Below are 16,791 nucleotides of genomic sequence, written 5' to 3'. Positions count from 1 at the left end.
GATCGAGTCACAATAATTTAGGAATAAGTAAACGTATGTATGTTCCAACAATTGAAAATGCTTTAGTTCCTGTTGTCGTTGAACAATCATCTCGCGGTGAGCGTTCATTCGATATTTTTTCACGTCTATTACGTGAGCGTGTTATTTTCTTAACGGGTGAAGTTGAAGATAACATGGCGAACTTAATCGTTGCGCAGATGTTATTTCTTGAAGCAGAAAATCCAGAAAAAGATATTCACCTTTATATCAATTCACCAGGCGGTTCAGTAACTGCTGGTATGGCGATTTACGATACCATGCAGTTTATCAAACCAGATGTTGTGACCTACTGTATGGGACAAGCAGCATCAATGGGTGCATTCTTATTGAATGCGGGTGCAAAAGGCAAACGTTACTGTCTTGAAAATGCTCGTGTGATGATCCACCAACCACTTGGTGGTTTCCGTGGTCAAGCTTCTGATATTGAAATTCACGCACGTGAAATTCTGTTCATTAAAGAGCGTTTAAATCGCTTAATGGCTGAACATAGTGGTCAAGATTACGAGACCGTTGCACGTGATACAGATCGTGATAATTTCATGACGGCACAAGCAGCCAAAGAATATGGTTTAGTCGATGAAGTGCTAAGCAAACGTCCCTGATTTTTTAGGACCTAAGTTTAAGATTTAAGTTGTGGAGTAAATATGTCCGAACATCCTCAAGGACAAAAACATTGTTCATTTTGTGGTAAGACGCAATCTGAAGTTGGAAAATTGATTGCTGGTGAGGACGCATATATTTGTAATGAGTGTGTAGATGTCTGCTTAGATCTCGTTCAAACCAGTCAACAAGTTGAAGCAGGTGATTGGGCAACTAAAGCCCTGCCAAAACCACACGAAATACGTGCTGCCTTGGACCAATATGTGATTGGACAAGATGTTGCGAAGAAAACCTTATCTGTTGCGGTCTATAACCACTATAAGCGTTTAAAAGTAGGCCAGTCGACGCATGGGCATCAAGAGATTGAAATCGCAAAAAGTAATATTTTGCTGATCGGACCGACAGGTTCAGGTAAAACATTACTTGCACAAACACTTGCGCGTTTGCTTGATGTTCCATTTGCGATGGCAGATGCAACCACTTTAACCGAAGCTGGTTATGTGGGTGAAGATGTTGAAAACATCGTGCAGAAGTTATTGCAAAAAGCTGATTATGATGTAGAAAAAGCGCAAAAAGGCATTATCTATATTGATGAGATTGATAAGATTACCCGTAAATCTGAAAATCCTTCAATTACCCGTGATGTATCTGGTGAAGGCGTACAACAAGCATTATTAAAAATGATTGAAGGTACGGTTGCCTCTATTCCACCACAAGGTGGTCGTAAGCACCCGCAGCAAGAATTCATCCAGATTGATACAGCCAATATTCTGTTCATTTGTGGTGGTGCATTCTCTGGTCTGGAAAAAATCGTACAGCAGCGCCAAGAGAAAGGTGGGATTGGTTTCACTGCAGATGTGAAGAATAAAGATGACAGTAAAAAAGTCTCTGAGTTGTTCCGTCAAGTTGAAGCAACGGATCTAGTTAAATTCGGTTTGATTCCTGAATTTATCGGTCGTTTGCCAGTGATTGCAACTTTGGAAGAGCTGGATGAAGAAGCATTAATGCAGATTCTGACAGAGCCTAAAAATGCATTAACACGCCAATATCAATACCTATTCACCATGGAAAATGTAGATCTTGTCTTTGAAGAGTCTGCATTACGTGCCGTGGCGAAGAAAGCACTTGAACGTAATACCGGCGCGCGTGGTTTACGTTCTATTCTGGAAAACGTATTACTTGAAACGATGTATGACTTACCAAGTCGTACGGATGTGGGTACTGTTATTTTGAATGAAGCTGTCATTAATGGTACGGCTAAACCAACATTCAAAGCAGAGCGTTTACCACAAGTGGGTACGCCAGAAGCAACTGAAAAGAAGGATTTGAAGGTGATTGATTCTAAATCAGCCTAATTCTCATTCATCTAAAAAAGCATGAAAGGCTTGGCTTTTCATGCTTTTTTTATTTGCAATTAGGCGTTGAGATGTTAATCTTAAAAAATTGAAAAAATGTGCATAGTTTTGCGCTGTTAAAAATAAATCCAAGAAAACGCCTTGAGGGATGTCATGCGTTATTTAATATTGTCATTATGTTGTGCTGGGGTATTGGCTGGCTGTCAAAGTCATAAGACAGTTGAAGAAAAACCAACCGCACTGACTGCAACCTTACCAGCTGTCGATACTGAAAAAGAACCAGGTCTATTTGATCAATATCATGTGGGTGGCTTCTCTGTTGGTGGTTGGGTTAATCAAAAGTTAGGCCAATATTACGCACCAATCAAACCGCAAAATGAACAAGCTGCGGTGGTCTATTTATATCGTCCAGATACACGTTGGAACCGTCAGGAAATTGCTGCGGCCAATTTATTTATCAATGGGCATCGTATTCCGAGTTTATTACATAATCATTATTACTGGGTTGAACTGCCTGCTGGAACTTATCGTTTGAGTGTAAGCCGTCCATTGGCTGGATTACATTTCCAAAAGCCGAAATATCTCGACTTTACAGTGGATGCTGCACAGACCTATTTCATCAAATATGATGAGGAAAATAAGATTTCTCGTAGCGAGCATACAGGCCCATTTATGATTACGCCTGACAAGGTGGCGCATCAGGAAATCGCATTCACACGGTTAAAGTCTTCCAGCTATAACTTTGTCGCTCAAGATGCATCGGGCAAGGTTCGTTCAAAACCTCAAGAATTAAAACCAGAAAAGTACGATGAAAAGTCAGAAGTGCATTTGGTTAAGCCATTTAAGCTTTGGAATCCATTGACTTGGTAGGTTTGCTTGAGCAGTTACTCATCTTGAATTAAAGGTTTAATGATGGTGAGGAACTGCTCTTTTAATTGCGAGCTCTGTTCTGGATCATTTAGGGTTTTTTGGCTTAAATTACTCATGTACTGAAAAACATGGGTACTGATTTGCAATGTTTTTTGATTGATCGATTTACCTTCAGGTGTTTTTAAGAATTTCAAATAGGCTTGTATTTCTTCTTCGCTCAGGGTGTCTGCATAAATCTTCTCTATTGCCCGAATAGTCTCGGGGCGAGCAAAGACTTTTGAACTGGTTTCTTTTAATAATTGGCTCAATTCCAACACAGCAAGATGTTCTTGTGTTGTGGTGAGTGCTTCTTTTCCTAAGACTCGTAATAAAATATTTTCAGCTTCAAGATCAAGTGTCGGCTGCATTTCATCGAGTGAGGTATTTAAAACATTTTCGAGCTCGCTCAGTTTGATCAGTTCTTTGACGGATTTACTTTGGGCGGGAGTTGCAAAAGCACTTTGTATGCTACCGAGAAGGCAAAGTCCAATCATTAGGTTGAACATGTATTTATTCATCTATAGACCGCCTTATTGTTCTCGTCTTTTTTATAATTTAGCAGAAGCAGTAGGCAAAAAAATAGCCAAATACGATGATTCGGCTATTTGAATTGTATGAATATTATTTATGACGCAGCTGCATCAACCACTGGAATCTTACCGATTTTTGCTTGCCAGATTTTTGGTGCAGTGGCATGGATTGAAGTACCATTGACATCAACCGCAACAGAGACAGGCATATCTTCAACCACGAATTTGTAGATTGCTTCCATACCTAAGTCTGCAAAAGCAACCACTTCAGCCTCACGAACTGCTTTAGACACGAGGTAAGCAGCACCACCCACAGCCATCAAATAAGTTGCTTGATTGTCTTTGATCGCTTCAATTGCAGCAGGACCACGATCCGCTTTACCAATCATACCGAATAAGCCAGTTGCTTCTAACACTTGACGAGTGAACTTATCCATACGGGTTGCAGTTGTTGGGCCTGCAGGACCAACCACTTCATCACCCACTGGATCAACTGGACCCACGTAGTAAATGAATTTACCTTTTAGATCGACTGGAAGTTCTTCACCATTATTTAACATGTCGACCATGCGCTTATGTGCAGCATCACGACCTGTATAAATCGTACCATTCAATAATAATGTATCGCCTGGCTTCCAAGCATTCATTTCTTCTTGAGTAATGGTATCCAGATTTACACGCTTCGATTGAGAAGAATCCCACGTTACAGCAGGGTAGTCTTCAAGTTTTGGTGCTTGAATATGTGCAACACCAGTACCATCTAACTGGAAGTGCGCGTGACGGGTCGCAGCACAGTTCGGAATCATACCCACTGGCTTACCTGCTGCATGACATGGGTAATCCTTGATTTTAATATCAAGAACTGTGGTTAAACCACCAAGACCTTGTGCGCCAATACCCAACGCATTCACTTTCTCGAAGATCTCGATACGGAGTTCTTCCATTTTGCTTTGTGGGCCACGACGAAGTAATTCGTCCATGTTGATTTCTTCCATAAGTGCTTCTTTTGCAAGCATCATGGCTTTTTCAGCAGTACCACCGATACCAATACCGAGCATACCTGGTGGACACCAACCTGCACCCATGGTTGGAACAGTTTTAAGTACCCAATCCACGATTGAATCAGATGGATTGAGCATCGCAAGTTTAGATTTATTTTCTGAACCACCACCCTTCGCTGCAACGGTAATATCAACTTTATTACCAGGAACGAGTTTGTAGTGAATCACGGCAGGCGTATTGTCTTTGGTATTTTTACGACCAAAAGCTGGATCTGCTAAAACAGAAGCACGCAGTACGTTTGAGTTCTCTAGGTAACCTTGGCGTACACCTTCGTTGACTGCATCATCCAAGCTCATGCTTAAATCAAATTTAACATCTAAGCCGACTTCAAGGAAAACGTTAACGATCCCTGTATCCTGACAGATTGGTCGGTGACCTTCAGCACACATACGTGAGTTGATAAGGATTTGGGCAATAGCATCTTTTGCAGCTTTGTTTTCTTCACGATCATAAGCACGGCTCATCGCTTGGATGAAGTCTTGTGGGTGATAGTAAGAAATAAACTGCAGGGCATCCTTGATTGATGTAATCAAGTCATCTTGTTTGATGATCGTTGTCATATCAAATTTCTCTTGAGCGGGCGATTAGCTGGCGGGCTAAATTATATGACAAAAAGGAATGAATGTGGGAGTTTTAGCTTAGATTTGGCTAAAGGTCTAAAGTGATTTTTCGATCTAAATTGCAGCAACAAAAGATGTGCTTTGGATTTTAGTTTTTTCTCAGTTGAGATGGGCTATAGCCAAACTGTTTCTTAAAGCGATGGCTAAAATGGCTGCTTGAGCTAAATCCATATTGCACTGCGATCTCAGTCAGATTCGCTGCGGTCTGTTCAAGTGCTTGATGAGCACGCTCAAGACGGCGTTGCATCACATATTGATGCGGTGGCATCTGCATCGATTGTTTAAACATATGCGCAAAATGATATTCACTGAGTTGCGCTTGCTGAGCCAGATCAGATAAGGTCAGACTCAAATGGAGATGTTGATCAATCCATTCTAATAACTGCTTAAGTACATAAGGCGAGAGCCCCCCTTTGACTTCAGGTGCTTGCCATTGCGCATGACTATAATTTTTAATTAAATGGTTGAGTAATAGCGTTGTCGCCGTACTCATTTGCAAATGGTTTTCACGTTCTTGCCATGCACCATTGAGTAAAAAATGCCGATAGATCATGGAAATTTGTGGGTCAGCCACAAAAATTTGTGGGTTTAAAATGATTTGGCTCGGTTCCCGATCCCAAACTTGTTCCGCCACACGTTGTAAGTGCTGTTCAGTATAGTAAAGATGTACAAAGGTGAGTGGATCACGTAAGTCCCAAGTGGACTCGAAATCTTGTGGCATCAGGCACATACGGTCAGGGCCACCGCCATTGTGCCAGCCTTGCTGGGTTTTTTGATAGCTTTCATAACCGCCCTGAATATACATACTCAAAGTGTGGTGATTGCTACAGACGCTGACACGGTCTTGGTTATTGTGCCACATGGCCAACTGCATACCCGAACCCAGTTCTACCGAGTCGAGCAATTGCGCTTTATATTGCTGTAATTGATCTAGAATCTGATATTTCATCTTCTATACGCAGTGCCAAATATGATCCAGTTTAGTGTAGAACTTTCAGCCAGTTTTGTCATCTGGTCAAAAAAAATCTAGAAAAACGCAAATCCATGACAATCACCGCAAGATGGTGCAAGTAATCATGACCGCAAAAGCAGCAAAATAGTCGTCGAGGTAATTGAGTTTGGTTCTAATGATATGAATGCGCTGTTATATGCTTTGGTTGTGGTGATTTGGGGCACCACATGGATTGCGATCAGTCTGCAACAACAAAGTGGGATATCAGCCAGTGTTGCGGTGTTCTGGCGTTTTTTTATTTCTGCAATGGTACTATTTGTTTTCGTCGCTTTGAGCCGAAAGTTGCAGAAACTAGCAGGCAAAGATCATCTGTTTTGTATGTTACAGGCCTGCTGTATTTTTGGCTTTAACTTTGTCTGTTTTTATTATGCGGTGCAATATATCAGTAGTGGTTTAGAGGCCGTGATTTTTTCCATGGCGGTGATTTTCAATACCATCAACGCTAAGCTCTTCTTTGCCCAGCAAGTATCAACGCGCTTTTATCCTGCGGCATTATTGGGGGTGCTCGGGATTATTGCCTTGTTCTGGCATGACGTGGTGGGCACCACTTTAAACAGCAATACATTGATTGGTATTGGACTATGTATTTTAGGGACTTATGGTTTCTCTTTGGGCAATATGATCAGTACACGCCATCAAAAACATGGGTTGGATATTTTTACCACCAATGCTTACGGTATGTTGTATGGCTCACTGCTGATGGCCTTGATCTCATGGTTTAGACAGGATGAGTTTTTTCCAAGCATGCAATTCAGTGCAATCAGTGCTTTACTGTATCTCGCGATCTTTGGTTCGGTGATAGGTTTTACCGCCTATTTCTATTTGGTCGGACGGATTGGTGCAGGTAAAGCGGCCTATAGCACCTTATTATTTCCTTTGGTCGCACTGGTGATTTCGACGGTATGGGAGGATTATCACTGGCACATGAATGCGGTGATCGGGGTGATTTTGATCCTATGTGGGAATGCGATTTTCTTTGTAAAAGGACCGCAAACCAAGAAAATTCAGACATTAAATAAGCCAGAATCTTGTTAAGATTTTGCTCAATCGCTTTAAAAAAAGAATGACTCATAATAGGCAATGACATGGTACAGGAACATCTAGCGCAGCATATTATTGAACTCTACCAGAAGCATGCTCGTGAATGGATTGAATTACGAGGAAAGCTTCTGTCTGAGAAGGTCTGGCTCGATCGTTTTCTCAGTCTGCTGCCAAACTCGGCGCATATTTTAGATTTGGGCTGTGGTTCAGCGCAGCCGATTGCTGCCTATTTTATTGCTCAAGGACATCAGGTAATAGGTGTTGATGCTTCGGAATACATGATTGAAATGGCACGGCAGTCTTTCCCTGAACAGGTCTGGGTGCAGCAAGATTTTCGGGAGTACTTTACTGAACACAAGTTTCAGGGGATTGTTGCGTGGGATAGTTTCTTCCACTTCACCCAAGATGATCAACGTAAGATGTTTAAACGTTTTGCCGAATATGCACAATCAGGTACTGCTTTAATGTTTAGCAGTGGGCCTGCACAGGGCGAGGCAATTGGTGAACTCAGTGGGGAGCCACTGTACCATGCCAGTCTCTCAGCAGAGGAGTATCAGACTTTGCTGCAAGACAATGGGTTTAAGCTGATTAAAATGATTGCTGAAGATGTTGAATGTACCGGACATACGATCTGGTTGGCTCAATACCGCTAATGAAAAAGCCCTTTCAATCTAAAGGGCTTTTTTATTTCAATCGAATAGTGAATTTAATCCTGCTGCTTCGCCTGAATCGCAGTCAAGGCAATGGTGAATACAATATCATCGACCAAAGCACCACGAGACAAGTCATTCACAGGTTTATTTAAACCTTGTAGCATTGGGCCGACACTCACCACATTGGCAGCACGTTGTACCGCTTTATAGGTGGTATTACCTGTATTTAGATCAGGGAAAATAAATACATTGGCACGTCCTGCTACTTGCGAGTCCGGTGCTTTTTGGCGACCGACACTTTCAACCGAGGCAGCATCGTATTGTAATGGCCCATCGATGAGTAAATCTGGACGACGTTGTTGTGCGATTTTAGTCGCTTCAGCTACTTTCTCGACATCTGCACCAGTACCAGATGTGCCAGTAGAATAGCTGATCATGGCAATGCGTGGATCTAGACCAAAGGCCTTGGCTGAATCTGCCGATTGAATCGCAATCTCAGCAAGTTGTTCTGCATTCGGATCTGGGTTAATCGCACAGTCACCATAGACATAGACTTCATCAGGCAACAACATAAAGAAAATGGATGAGACTAGTGAGTAATTCGGAGCGGTCTTAATCAGCTGGAATGCTGGGCGTACGGTGTTGGCAGTGGTATGAATCGCACCAGATACCAAACCATCGACTTGATCGAGTGCCAACATCATGGTGCCGAGTACCACGGTATCTTGCAATTGTGCTTTGGCTTGTAGTGCATCAAGCTTACCTTTACGCAGTTCTACCATCGGTTCGATATATTGATCACGAATAGTATCCGGGTCAATAATTTGTAAATCATCGGGCAACTGAATACCGCGTGCTTTCGCCACTTCGGCAACCGATTCAGGCTTTGCCAATAAAATACACTGTGCAATGCCGCGGGTTTGACAAATCACAGCCGCTTGTACGGTACGTGGTTCATCACCCTCTGGCAGGACGATACGTTTTTTTGCAGCAATGGATTTCTGTACCAACTCGTAACGGAACGCTGAAGGCGATAAGCGCGGATGTAGGTTGTTCTGGGTATGTTGATCCAGCCAATTGCTATCCAAATGACTCGACACGAAACGGGTGACTTGCTCTGCACGTTCAGTATCATCAATTGGAATTTCATTGCCAAAGCGATGCAGCAGTTGTGCTGTTTCTAAGGTATCTAAAGGCGTGTGTAAGATTGGGAGCCCTTGCTTAATCGCACTTTGGCAGAACTCAAGCACATTGCTTGCTGGCGCAGCTTGCTCGGTTAAAACCAGACCCGCGAGCGGCGTACCATTACTGCTGGCAAGACTGGCTGCCAAGATCGCATCGGTGCGTTGTGATGCGCTAATAATCAATTCACCCGCAACGAATTTATGCAGTTCAGACTCGATATTCGAGGCAATTAAACTGGTATGCAAAATACGCCGTTGCTTCGCTTCACCTTGATGTAACCATGTACCATTGATGATCGAAGCAATATCTAAACTACGTGGCACGCTGAGGGTATTGCTGAATGGCACCAATCCAATAATCGGGAGTTCATCGGTGCCCATAAAGCGGTTATAACGTTGTAATTCTAAGGCAAAAGCATCGATGTGCTGGTCTAGGCGTAGACTTGGATCAAGTGTGACCGGAATTTCGGCCGTGCCCTCAGGCAAGCCTTTGGTTCGCATAAACAACACGCCTGTGGTGCGTGCCGAAGCTGCACCACCAAATTGACGTAAATGTGCATCGACTCTTTCTGCGGTTTTACGTGGATCAGCTAAATCTGCGGTGCTGACCAAAACCACTTGTGCATCCAGTGCTTGTGCGAGTGCAGCATTGATTTCACTGACAAAATGATCTTGTCCATTCGGAACCAAACCTTCAACGATAATCACATCATGATCAGCTGAAATTTGACGGTGTAGTGCAACGGCCTCCTCAAGGAGCTCATCTGTTTCGCCCAAGGCAATCAGTTGAGTCAGTCTTTCGTAGGTGATTGGCTCGGCAGATTTATGCTGAAATAAATGACGATAGAGTGTCGTGGTACGGTCAACCGTAGTGTCTGCTATTTGAGAATAGGGTTTTAAAAAACCCGCATTGATCCCTTTGCAATCTAGTGCATAGATCATACCTAAGCAGGCTGAAGTTAAGCCAACACCTTCACCTGTGGGGATGAGTAAAATCGTATTCATAGTGACCTTAAATTTTTTTAATAGGTTGATTAAGCTGTTGGTTCAAGTACTTGACGGGTTTCTTTGGCAATACGACCTTCTTCATCAGTCGGAATCACCCAAATTTGTGGACCTGTACCATCGTCGATACGACCTTCACTACCGCGAGCCAAGGCATCATTTTTCTCTTTACTAAATTGAAAACCGAAATGTGCTAAATAGCCTAAAGTCTTTTCACGGACATAAGCCGAATTTTCACCAATACCACCTGTAAAGACTAAACCATCCAGATGGGGTAGACCGCAACTCATCGCTGATAACGATTTGGCGAGGCGATAGCAGAATACTTCAATGGCAAGGGTTGCACCATCATGACCATTTTCAGAGGCTTCAACCAAGGTGCGCATATCATTGGATAAACCAGATAAGCCCAATAAGCCACTTTCTTTATTGAGCATGCTGTCAATTTTTTGGATATCCCAGCCGAGGTTACTGGCAAGGAATAAATGTAAGCTTGGATCGACATCACCGCTACGCGTACCCATTACCACACCTTCAAGTGGCGTCATACCCATAGAAGTATCGACACTATGACCATTCCATACTGCACAAGTCGAACTGCCATTGCCCAAGTGTGCACTGAGCCAGCCACCTTCATTTTTATGACCTGCCAATTCGCTGGCACGTTCGGTCACATAGGCATGGCTAGTGCCATGAAAACCATAGCGACGAACTTGGTGTGCTGTATATAAAAATTGTGGTAGGGCATAGCGATAGGCACGCTCAGGCATGGTTTGGTGGAAGGCGGTATCGAATACAGCAACCTGAGGCAATTGAGGGAATAAGCGCATGGTGGCTTCAATTCCAATCAAATGGGCTGGATTGTGCAGTGGTGCAAGAGGTGTCGCTGCTTCAATACGCTCAACCAGTTCTGGCGTGAGTAATTCTGCTTTGGTGATGTCGCCACCGTGAACCACACGGTGTCCAATCGCCTGCGGGTTATAGTTCGCTAAACGAGCCAATAATGTTTCAAGGGCTTTGGCGTGATCTGCATAGGGAATTGAAAGTTCCAGTGGTTCGCCACCCAGTGTAACCCCTTTAATACGGGCATCTGCAGCGCCCAGGTTTTCTGCCAAACCATAAATACGGTCTTCACGACGTTCCGAGACGAGCGCGTATTTGATTGATGATGAACCACAGTTAATTACTAATACAGATATAGCCACGTTTGAACACCTAACAGATTTTAAATTTTATGATGAACACTTTGATCTTGCTGCAACGCATGAGGCAGGGGAATCAAGCGCAATGTTTTAACATGGGATGTCGTCTTGGCGAAGATAGACTTTAGCCTATACGACCCGTTTATAAATCAACCTATTCAGTATAATTAGGAAATGAGTCGTTGTTTTGATTGATCTGTTGGTTTTATCATTATTTTTGTATGCAAATATATAAAAACACGATAAAGATCAAGTGAATGGCCTTTATCGTGTTGTTGTGTTCAAGTCGTCAATGCTGTTATTGACGGATTTGACCATCACCAAAAACGATCCATTTCTGTGAAGTTAAGCCTTCTAGGCCAACTGGACCACGGGCATGGATTTTATCGGTTGAAATGCCGATTTCTGCCCCTAAACCATATTCAAAGCCATCAGCGAAGCGGGTTGAAGCATTGATCATCACCGAACTTGAATCCACACGCGCCAAGAACTCACGGGCTAGACTAAAGTTTTCAGTAATAATCGCATCGGTGTGGTGTGAACCATACTTATTGATATGCTCAATCGCTTCATCCATACCAGTGACCACTTTAATCGCAAGAATTGGACCGAGATATTCGGTATACCAATCCTCCTCTGTCGCCGTTTTCACGGATACACCTAAAATACGTTGGGTTTCAGCGCAACCGCGTAATTCAACCTGTTTTTCAGCATAAAGTTCGGCAATGCGTGGCAAGAATTCCTCAGCAATCGCTTCATCGACCAATAAAGTTTCCATGGCATTACACACACCATAGCGATGCGTTTTGGAATTGAGCGCAATCGGTAAGGCTTTTTGCAAATCCGCTTGTGCTTCAACAAATACATGGCAGTTGCCATCTAGATGTTTAATGACTGGAATACGTGCTTCATTGCTGATTCGTTCGATCAAGCTTTTACCACCACGGGGTACAATCACATCCACGAATTCAGTCATGGTAATCAGGTGACCCACTGCCGCGCGATCAGGGGTATCAATCACTTGAACCGCATGTTCTGGCAAGCCTGAAATCTGTAGACCATGTTGGATCGCAGTTGCGATGGCCTTATTGGATTCAAGTGCTTCTGATCCGCCACGTAAAATAATCGCATTGCCTGATTTTAAAGCCAATGATGCTGCTTCAAGGGTAACGTTCGGTCTTGATTCATAGATCATGCCAATCACGCCTAAAGGCACACGCATTTTTCCAAGTTGAATCCCTGACGGACGATAGGCAAGATCGGTAATCTCTCCAATCGGATCAACCAAGGCAATCACATCTTTGAGCCCTTGCAGCATACCTTTAAAACGAGCAGGGGTAAGTTCTAAACGATCGAGTAAAGCAGTGTCCAATTGACGTTGGCGACCACTGTCCATATCGATTTGATTGGCTGCTAAAATTTGTGCTTGATTATTTTCCAAAGCCGTATAAATTGCAGACAAGGCGTGGTTTTTCAAATGGGTCGATGCACTCGTTAAAACACGAGACGCTTGACGCGCTTGAGTACCAACCTGTTGCATGTAGTCTTGAATAGAGTCTTGCATAGCATTTTGATATTTGCATGTATTTATAAAGATAGTAACAGTCAAATGCTGAACAATGAATAGGCTGAACTGACAATTCAAAAAATTATCAAGCGTTAATTGGCACAAAAGTTTTTATTTTAGTGCGATGAAGATATTGAATATAAAGCCAAGATTACATATTTTGCAAAAGATTAGTGCTTTAAACAAGATAAGTGGTTAAGGAAATGATTGCGTATAAAACGTGCATATGTATAGAATGAAAAAGTATAGGATAAATGTAATACAAATTTTATAAATTTGTTAACTTGCAAGTTGAATTCGCTGAAAATGAGATGCTTGCAACAAAAAAATAAACAAGGATGGAGGAAGGACATGAATTCCATTATCCAAATGGACTCGGATATAAATCATACCTACACAGGCTTTGGTTTTTTCGACATTTACAATAAAAACAGTTTTAAACAGCCAGCGCGTACCACGTGGATCGATGGTTGGAAAATTGAATATATGGCAATTGCAGATCCGAAAACGATCTACAACACGCCGATTGTAATTGTCGGGGGCGCATTTCAAAATTTTAACTCTTATAAGTATTGTGTTGAGCAACTCTTTGAGAGTGGTCCCGTTATTCTCATCGATTTACCGTCAATGGGAGCGAATCAACAGATTCGTAATGTTGATACAGGTGAATCTGCTGGAATCTTGGAGCTGCCTGAATTATCTAAAATGCTTGGTCAATGGCTCGATATTGTTGGACTTGAGAAAGTTTCAATGATGGGGATGTCGCTAGGTTCGGTGGTTGCATCGTCATTTGCACACCAACGTCCCGAATTGATTGACCGTATGGTATTGATGGGTGTGATGCAGAAGACGCGTAAAAGTTGGCGGATGCTGCTGGAAGAATCATTGCATTTAATGCGCGAAGATCGCATGGATGAGTTTGGTCAAGCGGTGATCCTATATTTAGTGAATCATGCCAAGCTTGATAAAACTCGCATGTCGCCAACAGCAAAGCGTTTATTCTTTAGGCAAATGGCAGAATTTAGTGCAACTGAACGTGAGCGTTATGAAATTAACTGCAACCGTTTATTGCGTTTAAGTGATGTGCCAGTACCCCAATGTAAAACTTTGGTGGCTGCTGGACAGTACGACAGTTTTACTTTACCGCATGAAAATGCTGATTTTGCTTTGCAATGCCAAGACATGCAGTTTGCTTTAATTGCAAATGCAGATCATGTACCACAATTGCAGCGCCGTAAAGAAACCATGAATTTGTTTACCTCATTTTTGAAAGGGGAATCTATCGATAATCTGGATGGTATTATCCCGATGACGCGTGAACAAATGCAAAAAATTGAACGTCGGGGTGAAGAACGTATTGCTGTGTTGCAACCACAGACTAAATTGACTCACCGTCATTTAGTGACTGAAGTGGCAGTGAATGTTGTCGATATCACCTTCTTTGGTGTTTATTTAAAACTTAATGATCTTGAACAGCTTGATTTTGTTCGCCAACATCCTCGTGATTTAGCACTACATTTAGCTGATGAAGAAGGTGAGTTTAAAATTGAATGTTTAAACTTTGATGCAACTGAGCAAGGACTGCGCATCTTGTTTAAACATGGCAGTTTTGAGATTGCTGATCGTTTAACGCGTTTTATTGAGCGCCAAAAACAAGCTTAATGAGAACCTAAGATTTGAAAAGGGAAGTGGTGATTAACCACTTCCCTTTTTTATGATCCCTATTTATTGCTCGCCTGAATCACCCAGACCAAGTCACCTAAATGCTGCTGCGTATTTTCTAAAGTTGCTTGTTCAAAAAATTGTTTCGGTTGCAGAACTTCAACTTGATTAAAGCCTGCTTCTTGAAAGAAATTCTCGACCTCGGCTGGGTTTTTAAAATGAAAACTAAATGCACTGCGTGACATCCATTTTAATAAACGGCTGCTGTTCCAGATGATCGTTGCTAGTTTGTTTTGGGTGGGTTCTGGGTAGATGTCTGTTAAATAATGCAGCTCTTTAAAGTTTTGACCGTAGTTGGCAATGGCTTGAATGAGTTGCTGTAACATTGGTTTTTCAAAGTAATTGATGAGTCCTTCACTAATAATCACCAATGGGCGTTGAGGATCAAATACTTCAAATGCAGCAGCAAAGGCATCGGTAAATAAGTCGACAGACAGAACTTCATCCACATGACTTTCAATTTGTTGTAGTGCAGCTTGTTTGGCCGCTGCCATATCGGGTAAATCCAGTTCACGGTATGTGATATTTGGATAATGTTGTCTAAACCACCAACCGCGTGGCGATAGACCACATGCAATTTCAAGCACTTGTAAATCAGGATGTTGCTCAATTAATTCTTTTAAGTGGCTATCCAACATGCGGTGTCGTTGTTTTAGTGTGGTACGCATGCTACCGCCGACATATTTTTCTGCCCAGCTTTCAATTGGATGAACTAAGGCTGCCAGTGTTTTTCCTTTTGCTGTTGCCAGTGCTGGGTGTGAGATCCCCATTTGATACCAGATATAGCCAGTGTAGTGTGCGGTAAATGAAATGTGGCGATGTTTCGAAAGTTGTTGTGTCATCTGTCCTAGACTCTATTTTTCCTAATTGGGATATATAAAGTTAATCTCTTTTTTAAAAATTGAGATTTTTCTACTAAATCCGATTTTAGGTTTGTTATTTACTACCGTAGGGCGGCATGGATGCCGCCGTTGGGCTGGGGTTACAAGGATGTACCCTCAGCCTAACAAAGGATTTTTGCTTACTTTTCATCCCTGAAAAGTAAGTCGAGCCGAAGGCAAAATCTTTCAATCAGATGAGCACTCGGCAAGATTCCATTATGCTAATAAAATAATGAAAAAATCTAAGTAAAGTTAGAACGAATTTTTAAACTCTTCAATGACTTTTCTGACGCTATGCCAGTTTTCATCGTCTAAAGTCAATGTGGTACCGACCTGAATATTTGGAATTTTACCGCGCATACGTTCTAAACGTTGTTGGTTTGGTAACGCTAATGTTTGGATTCCATCTAACGCGGTACATGCAGCTGCACGGTCATTGCAGACTAAGCCCATATCACAACCTGCATTTAAAGCGGCTTGAATACGTGCATCGGCACCACCTGCAACACACGCAGCTTGCATACTCAAATCATCTGAGAATAGTACGCCATCAAATTTAAGCTGCTGACGTAAGATTTCTTGTAACCAGAACGGTGAGAAGCCTGCTGGATTTGGATCGACTTGATCATAGATCACATGGGCTGGCATGAGCGCATCAAGCTGAGGCATCAACTTGATAAAGCTTTGCATATCTTTGTCATAGATGTCTTGATAAGAGCGGCTGTCAATTGCTGCTGCAACATGCGAATCCGCTTTGACTGAACCATGCCCAGGGAAATGTTTGCCCGTCGTTGCCATACCTGCTTTTTTCATACCACGCATAAAGGCATCAGCTAGTGGCACGATGTCTTGCATGTTTTTGGCAAAACCACGATCACCAATCACATCACTCACGTCATTCAGGTCCAAAACAGGAGCAAAGCTAAAATCAATCCCGACTGCGAGGACTTCAATCGCCATTAACCAGCCACATTGTTCAGCCAGTTCAATCGCTTGTTGTGGTTGACTTAGGTAATGTTCACCTAGACGTCCCATCGCTGGAAGTAAGGTAAAACCTTGTCTTAAACGTTGTACTCGGCCACCTTCCTGATCCACCGCAATGAGGATCTCAGGACGAATTTGACGCATATGGTCGGTTAAGGCACGGACTTGTTGAGGGGATTCAATATTCCGTGCAAATAAAATCATGCCGCCGACTTGCGGAGCTTGTAATAGTTCAATATCTTCTTGAGTAAGTTCTGTGCCAGCAATATCTAGCATCAACGCGCCGATCATAAGGATTCCGTTAGAATTTTGATGAAAAATTTGGTGAAAAAAACGATAGCTAAATTGTGCAATGATTTGCTACATTTTGTCAGTACAGAATATGATAAAACTACATGATATTGATGATAAGTGCTTGTTGGTTA

The 16,791-nt window shown here is 42.5% G+C and carries 14 protein-coding genes; 6 read left to right on the top strand and 8 right to left on the bottom strand.

Annotation, left to right across the window (positions count from 1 at the left end):
• Window positions 1–35: 35 nt before the first annotated feature.
• From clpP to B2727_RS10540, 3 genes are all read left to right on the top strand, one after another.
• Entirely contained in the window at window positions 36–641 is a 606-nt protein-coding gene (gene clpP / locus B2727_RS10550) for an ATP-dependent Clp endopeptidase proteolytic subunit ClpP (protein WP_004775790.1), read from the top strand.
• A gap of 42 nt (window positions 642–683) precedes the next feature.
• Window positions 684–1,994, top strand: a complete 1,311-nt coding sequence (gene clpX, locus B2727_RS10545; protein ID WP_004804224.1) for an ATP-dependent Clp protease ATP-binding subunit ClpX — start codon at window positions 684–686, stop codon at window positions 1,992–1,994.
• A gap of 153 nt (window positions 1,995–2,147) precedes the next feature.
• Window positions 2,148–2,864, top strand: a complete 717-nt coding sequence (locus B2727_RS10540) for a DUF2846 domain-containing protein (RefSeq protein ID WP_033134121.1) — start codon at window positions 2,148–2,150, stop codon at window positions 2,862–2,864.
• A 14-nt stretch (window positions 2,865–2,878) separates the two neighbouring features.
• Here the strand turns inward: B2727_RS10540 and B2727_RS10535 are convergent, their stop codons facing one another.
• The 3 genes from B2727_RS10535 to B2727_RS10525 form a co-directional block, all read right to left on the bottom strand.
• Window positions 2,879–3,421 carry a DUF2059 domain-containing protein gene (locus B2727_RS10535; RefSeq protein ID WP_033134120.1) on the bottom strand — a complete coding sequence of 181 codons (543 nt, stop codon included), beginning with the start codon at window positions 3,419–3,421 and terminating at the stop codon, window positions 2,879–2,881.
• A gap of 107 nt (window positions 3,422–3,528) precedes the next feature.
• Window positions 3,529–5,055, bottom strand: a complete 1,527-nt coding sequence (locus tag B2727_RS10530) for a fumarate hydratase (RefSeq protein ID WP_033134119.1) — start codon at window positions 5,053–5,055, stop codon at window positions 3,529–3,531.
• 148 nt (window positions 5,056–5,203) lie between these two features.
• Window positions 5,204–6,064 carry an AraC family transcriptional regulator gene (locus tag B2727_RS10525; protein WP_033134118.1) on the bottom strand — a complete coding sequence of 287 codons (861 nt, stop codon included), beginning with the start codon at window positions 6,062–6,064 and terminating at the stop codon, window positions 5,204–5,206.
• 183 nt (window positions 6,065–6,247) lie between these two features.
• On the opposite strand from B2727_RS10525, the gene B2727_RS10520 reads away from it, so the two are divergent.
• Window positions 6,248–7,162 (top strand): DMT family transporter, encoded by a 915-nt coding sequence (locus B2727_RS10520; RefSeq protein WP_033134117.1) that lies wholly within the window; start codon window positions 6,248–6,250, stop codon window positions 7,160–7,162.
• A gap of 50 nt (window positions 7,163–7,212) precedes the next feature.
• Window positions 7,213–7,821, top strand: coding sequence for a class I SAM-dependent DNA methyltransferase (locus B2727_RS10515; RefSeq protein WP_033134116.1), 609 nt, complete (start codon window positions 7,213–7,215; stop codon window positions 7,819–7,821).
• A 53-nt stretch (window positions 7,822–7,874) separates the two neighbouring features.
• Here B2727_RS10515 and pta read toward each other — a convergent pair whose 3' ends face one another.
• From pta to B2727_RS10500, 3 genes are all read right to left on the bottom strand, one after another.
• Window positions 7,875–10,010, bottom strand: coding sequence for a phosphate acetyltransferase (pta, locus tag B2727_RS10510; protein ID WP_005201102.1), 2,136 nt, complete (start codon window positions 10,008–10,010; stop codon window positions 7,875–7,877).
• 29 nt (window positions 10,011–10,039) lie between these two features.
• The gene (locus B2727_RS10505) at window positions 10,040–11,215 is read right to left on the bottom strand and encodes an acetate/propionate family kinase (RefSeq protein WP_033134115.1); all 1,176 of its coding nucleotides are present in this window, start codon (window positions 11,213–11,215) and stop codon (window positions 10,040–10,042) included.
• A 295-nt stretch (window positions 11,216–11,510) separates the two neighbouring features.
• Window positions 11,511–12,776, bottom strand: coding sequence for a glutamate-5-semialdehyde dehydrogenase (locus B2727_RS10500; RefSeq protein WP_033134114.1), 1,266 nt, complete (start codon window positions 12,774–12,776; stop codon window positions 11,511–11,513).
• A 354-nt stretch (window positions 12,777–13,130) separates the two neighbouring features.
• On the opposite strand from B2727_RS10500, the gene B2727_RS10495 reads away from it, so the two are divergent.
• Window positions 13,131–14,441, top strand: a complete 1,311-nt coding sequence (locus B2727_RS10495; RefSeq protein ID WP_033134113.1) for an alpha/beta fold hydrolase — start codon at window positions 13,131–13,133, stop codon at window positions 14,439–14,441.
• 59 nt (window positions 14,442–14,500) lie between these two features.
• On the opposite strand, the gene B2727_RS10490 is transcribed toward B2727_RS10495, so the two are convergent.
• Together B2727_RS10490 and nagZ are read right to left on the bottom strand one after the other, a co-directional pair.
• Window positions 14,501–15,343, bottom strand: coding sequence for a class I SAM-dependent methyltransferase (locus tag B2727_RS10490; protein WP_033134112.1), 843 nt, complete (start codon window positions 15,341–15,343; stop codon window positions 14,501–14,503).
• Between the two features lie 291 nt (window positions 15,344–15,634).
• Complete coding sequence (gene nagZ / locus B2727_RS10485; protein WP_033134111.1) at window positions 15,635–16,657, bottom strand: beta-N-acetylhexosaminidase; 1,023 nt, start codon at window positions 16,655–16,657, stop codon at window positions 15,635–15,637.
• Window positions 16,658–16,791: the final 134 nt, after the last annotated feature.

The sequence above is a fragment of the Acinetobacter sp. UBA991 genome (assembly GCF_002292065.1).
Classification (GTDB): domain Bacteria; phylum Pseudomonadota; class Gammaproteobacteria; order Pseudomonadales; family Moraxellaceae; genus Acinetobacter; species Acinetobacter higginsii.
This window is presented reverse-complemented; position numbering and strand designations above follow the sequence as displayed.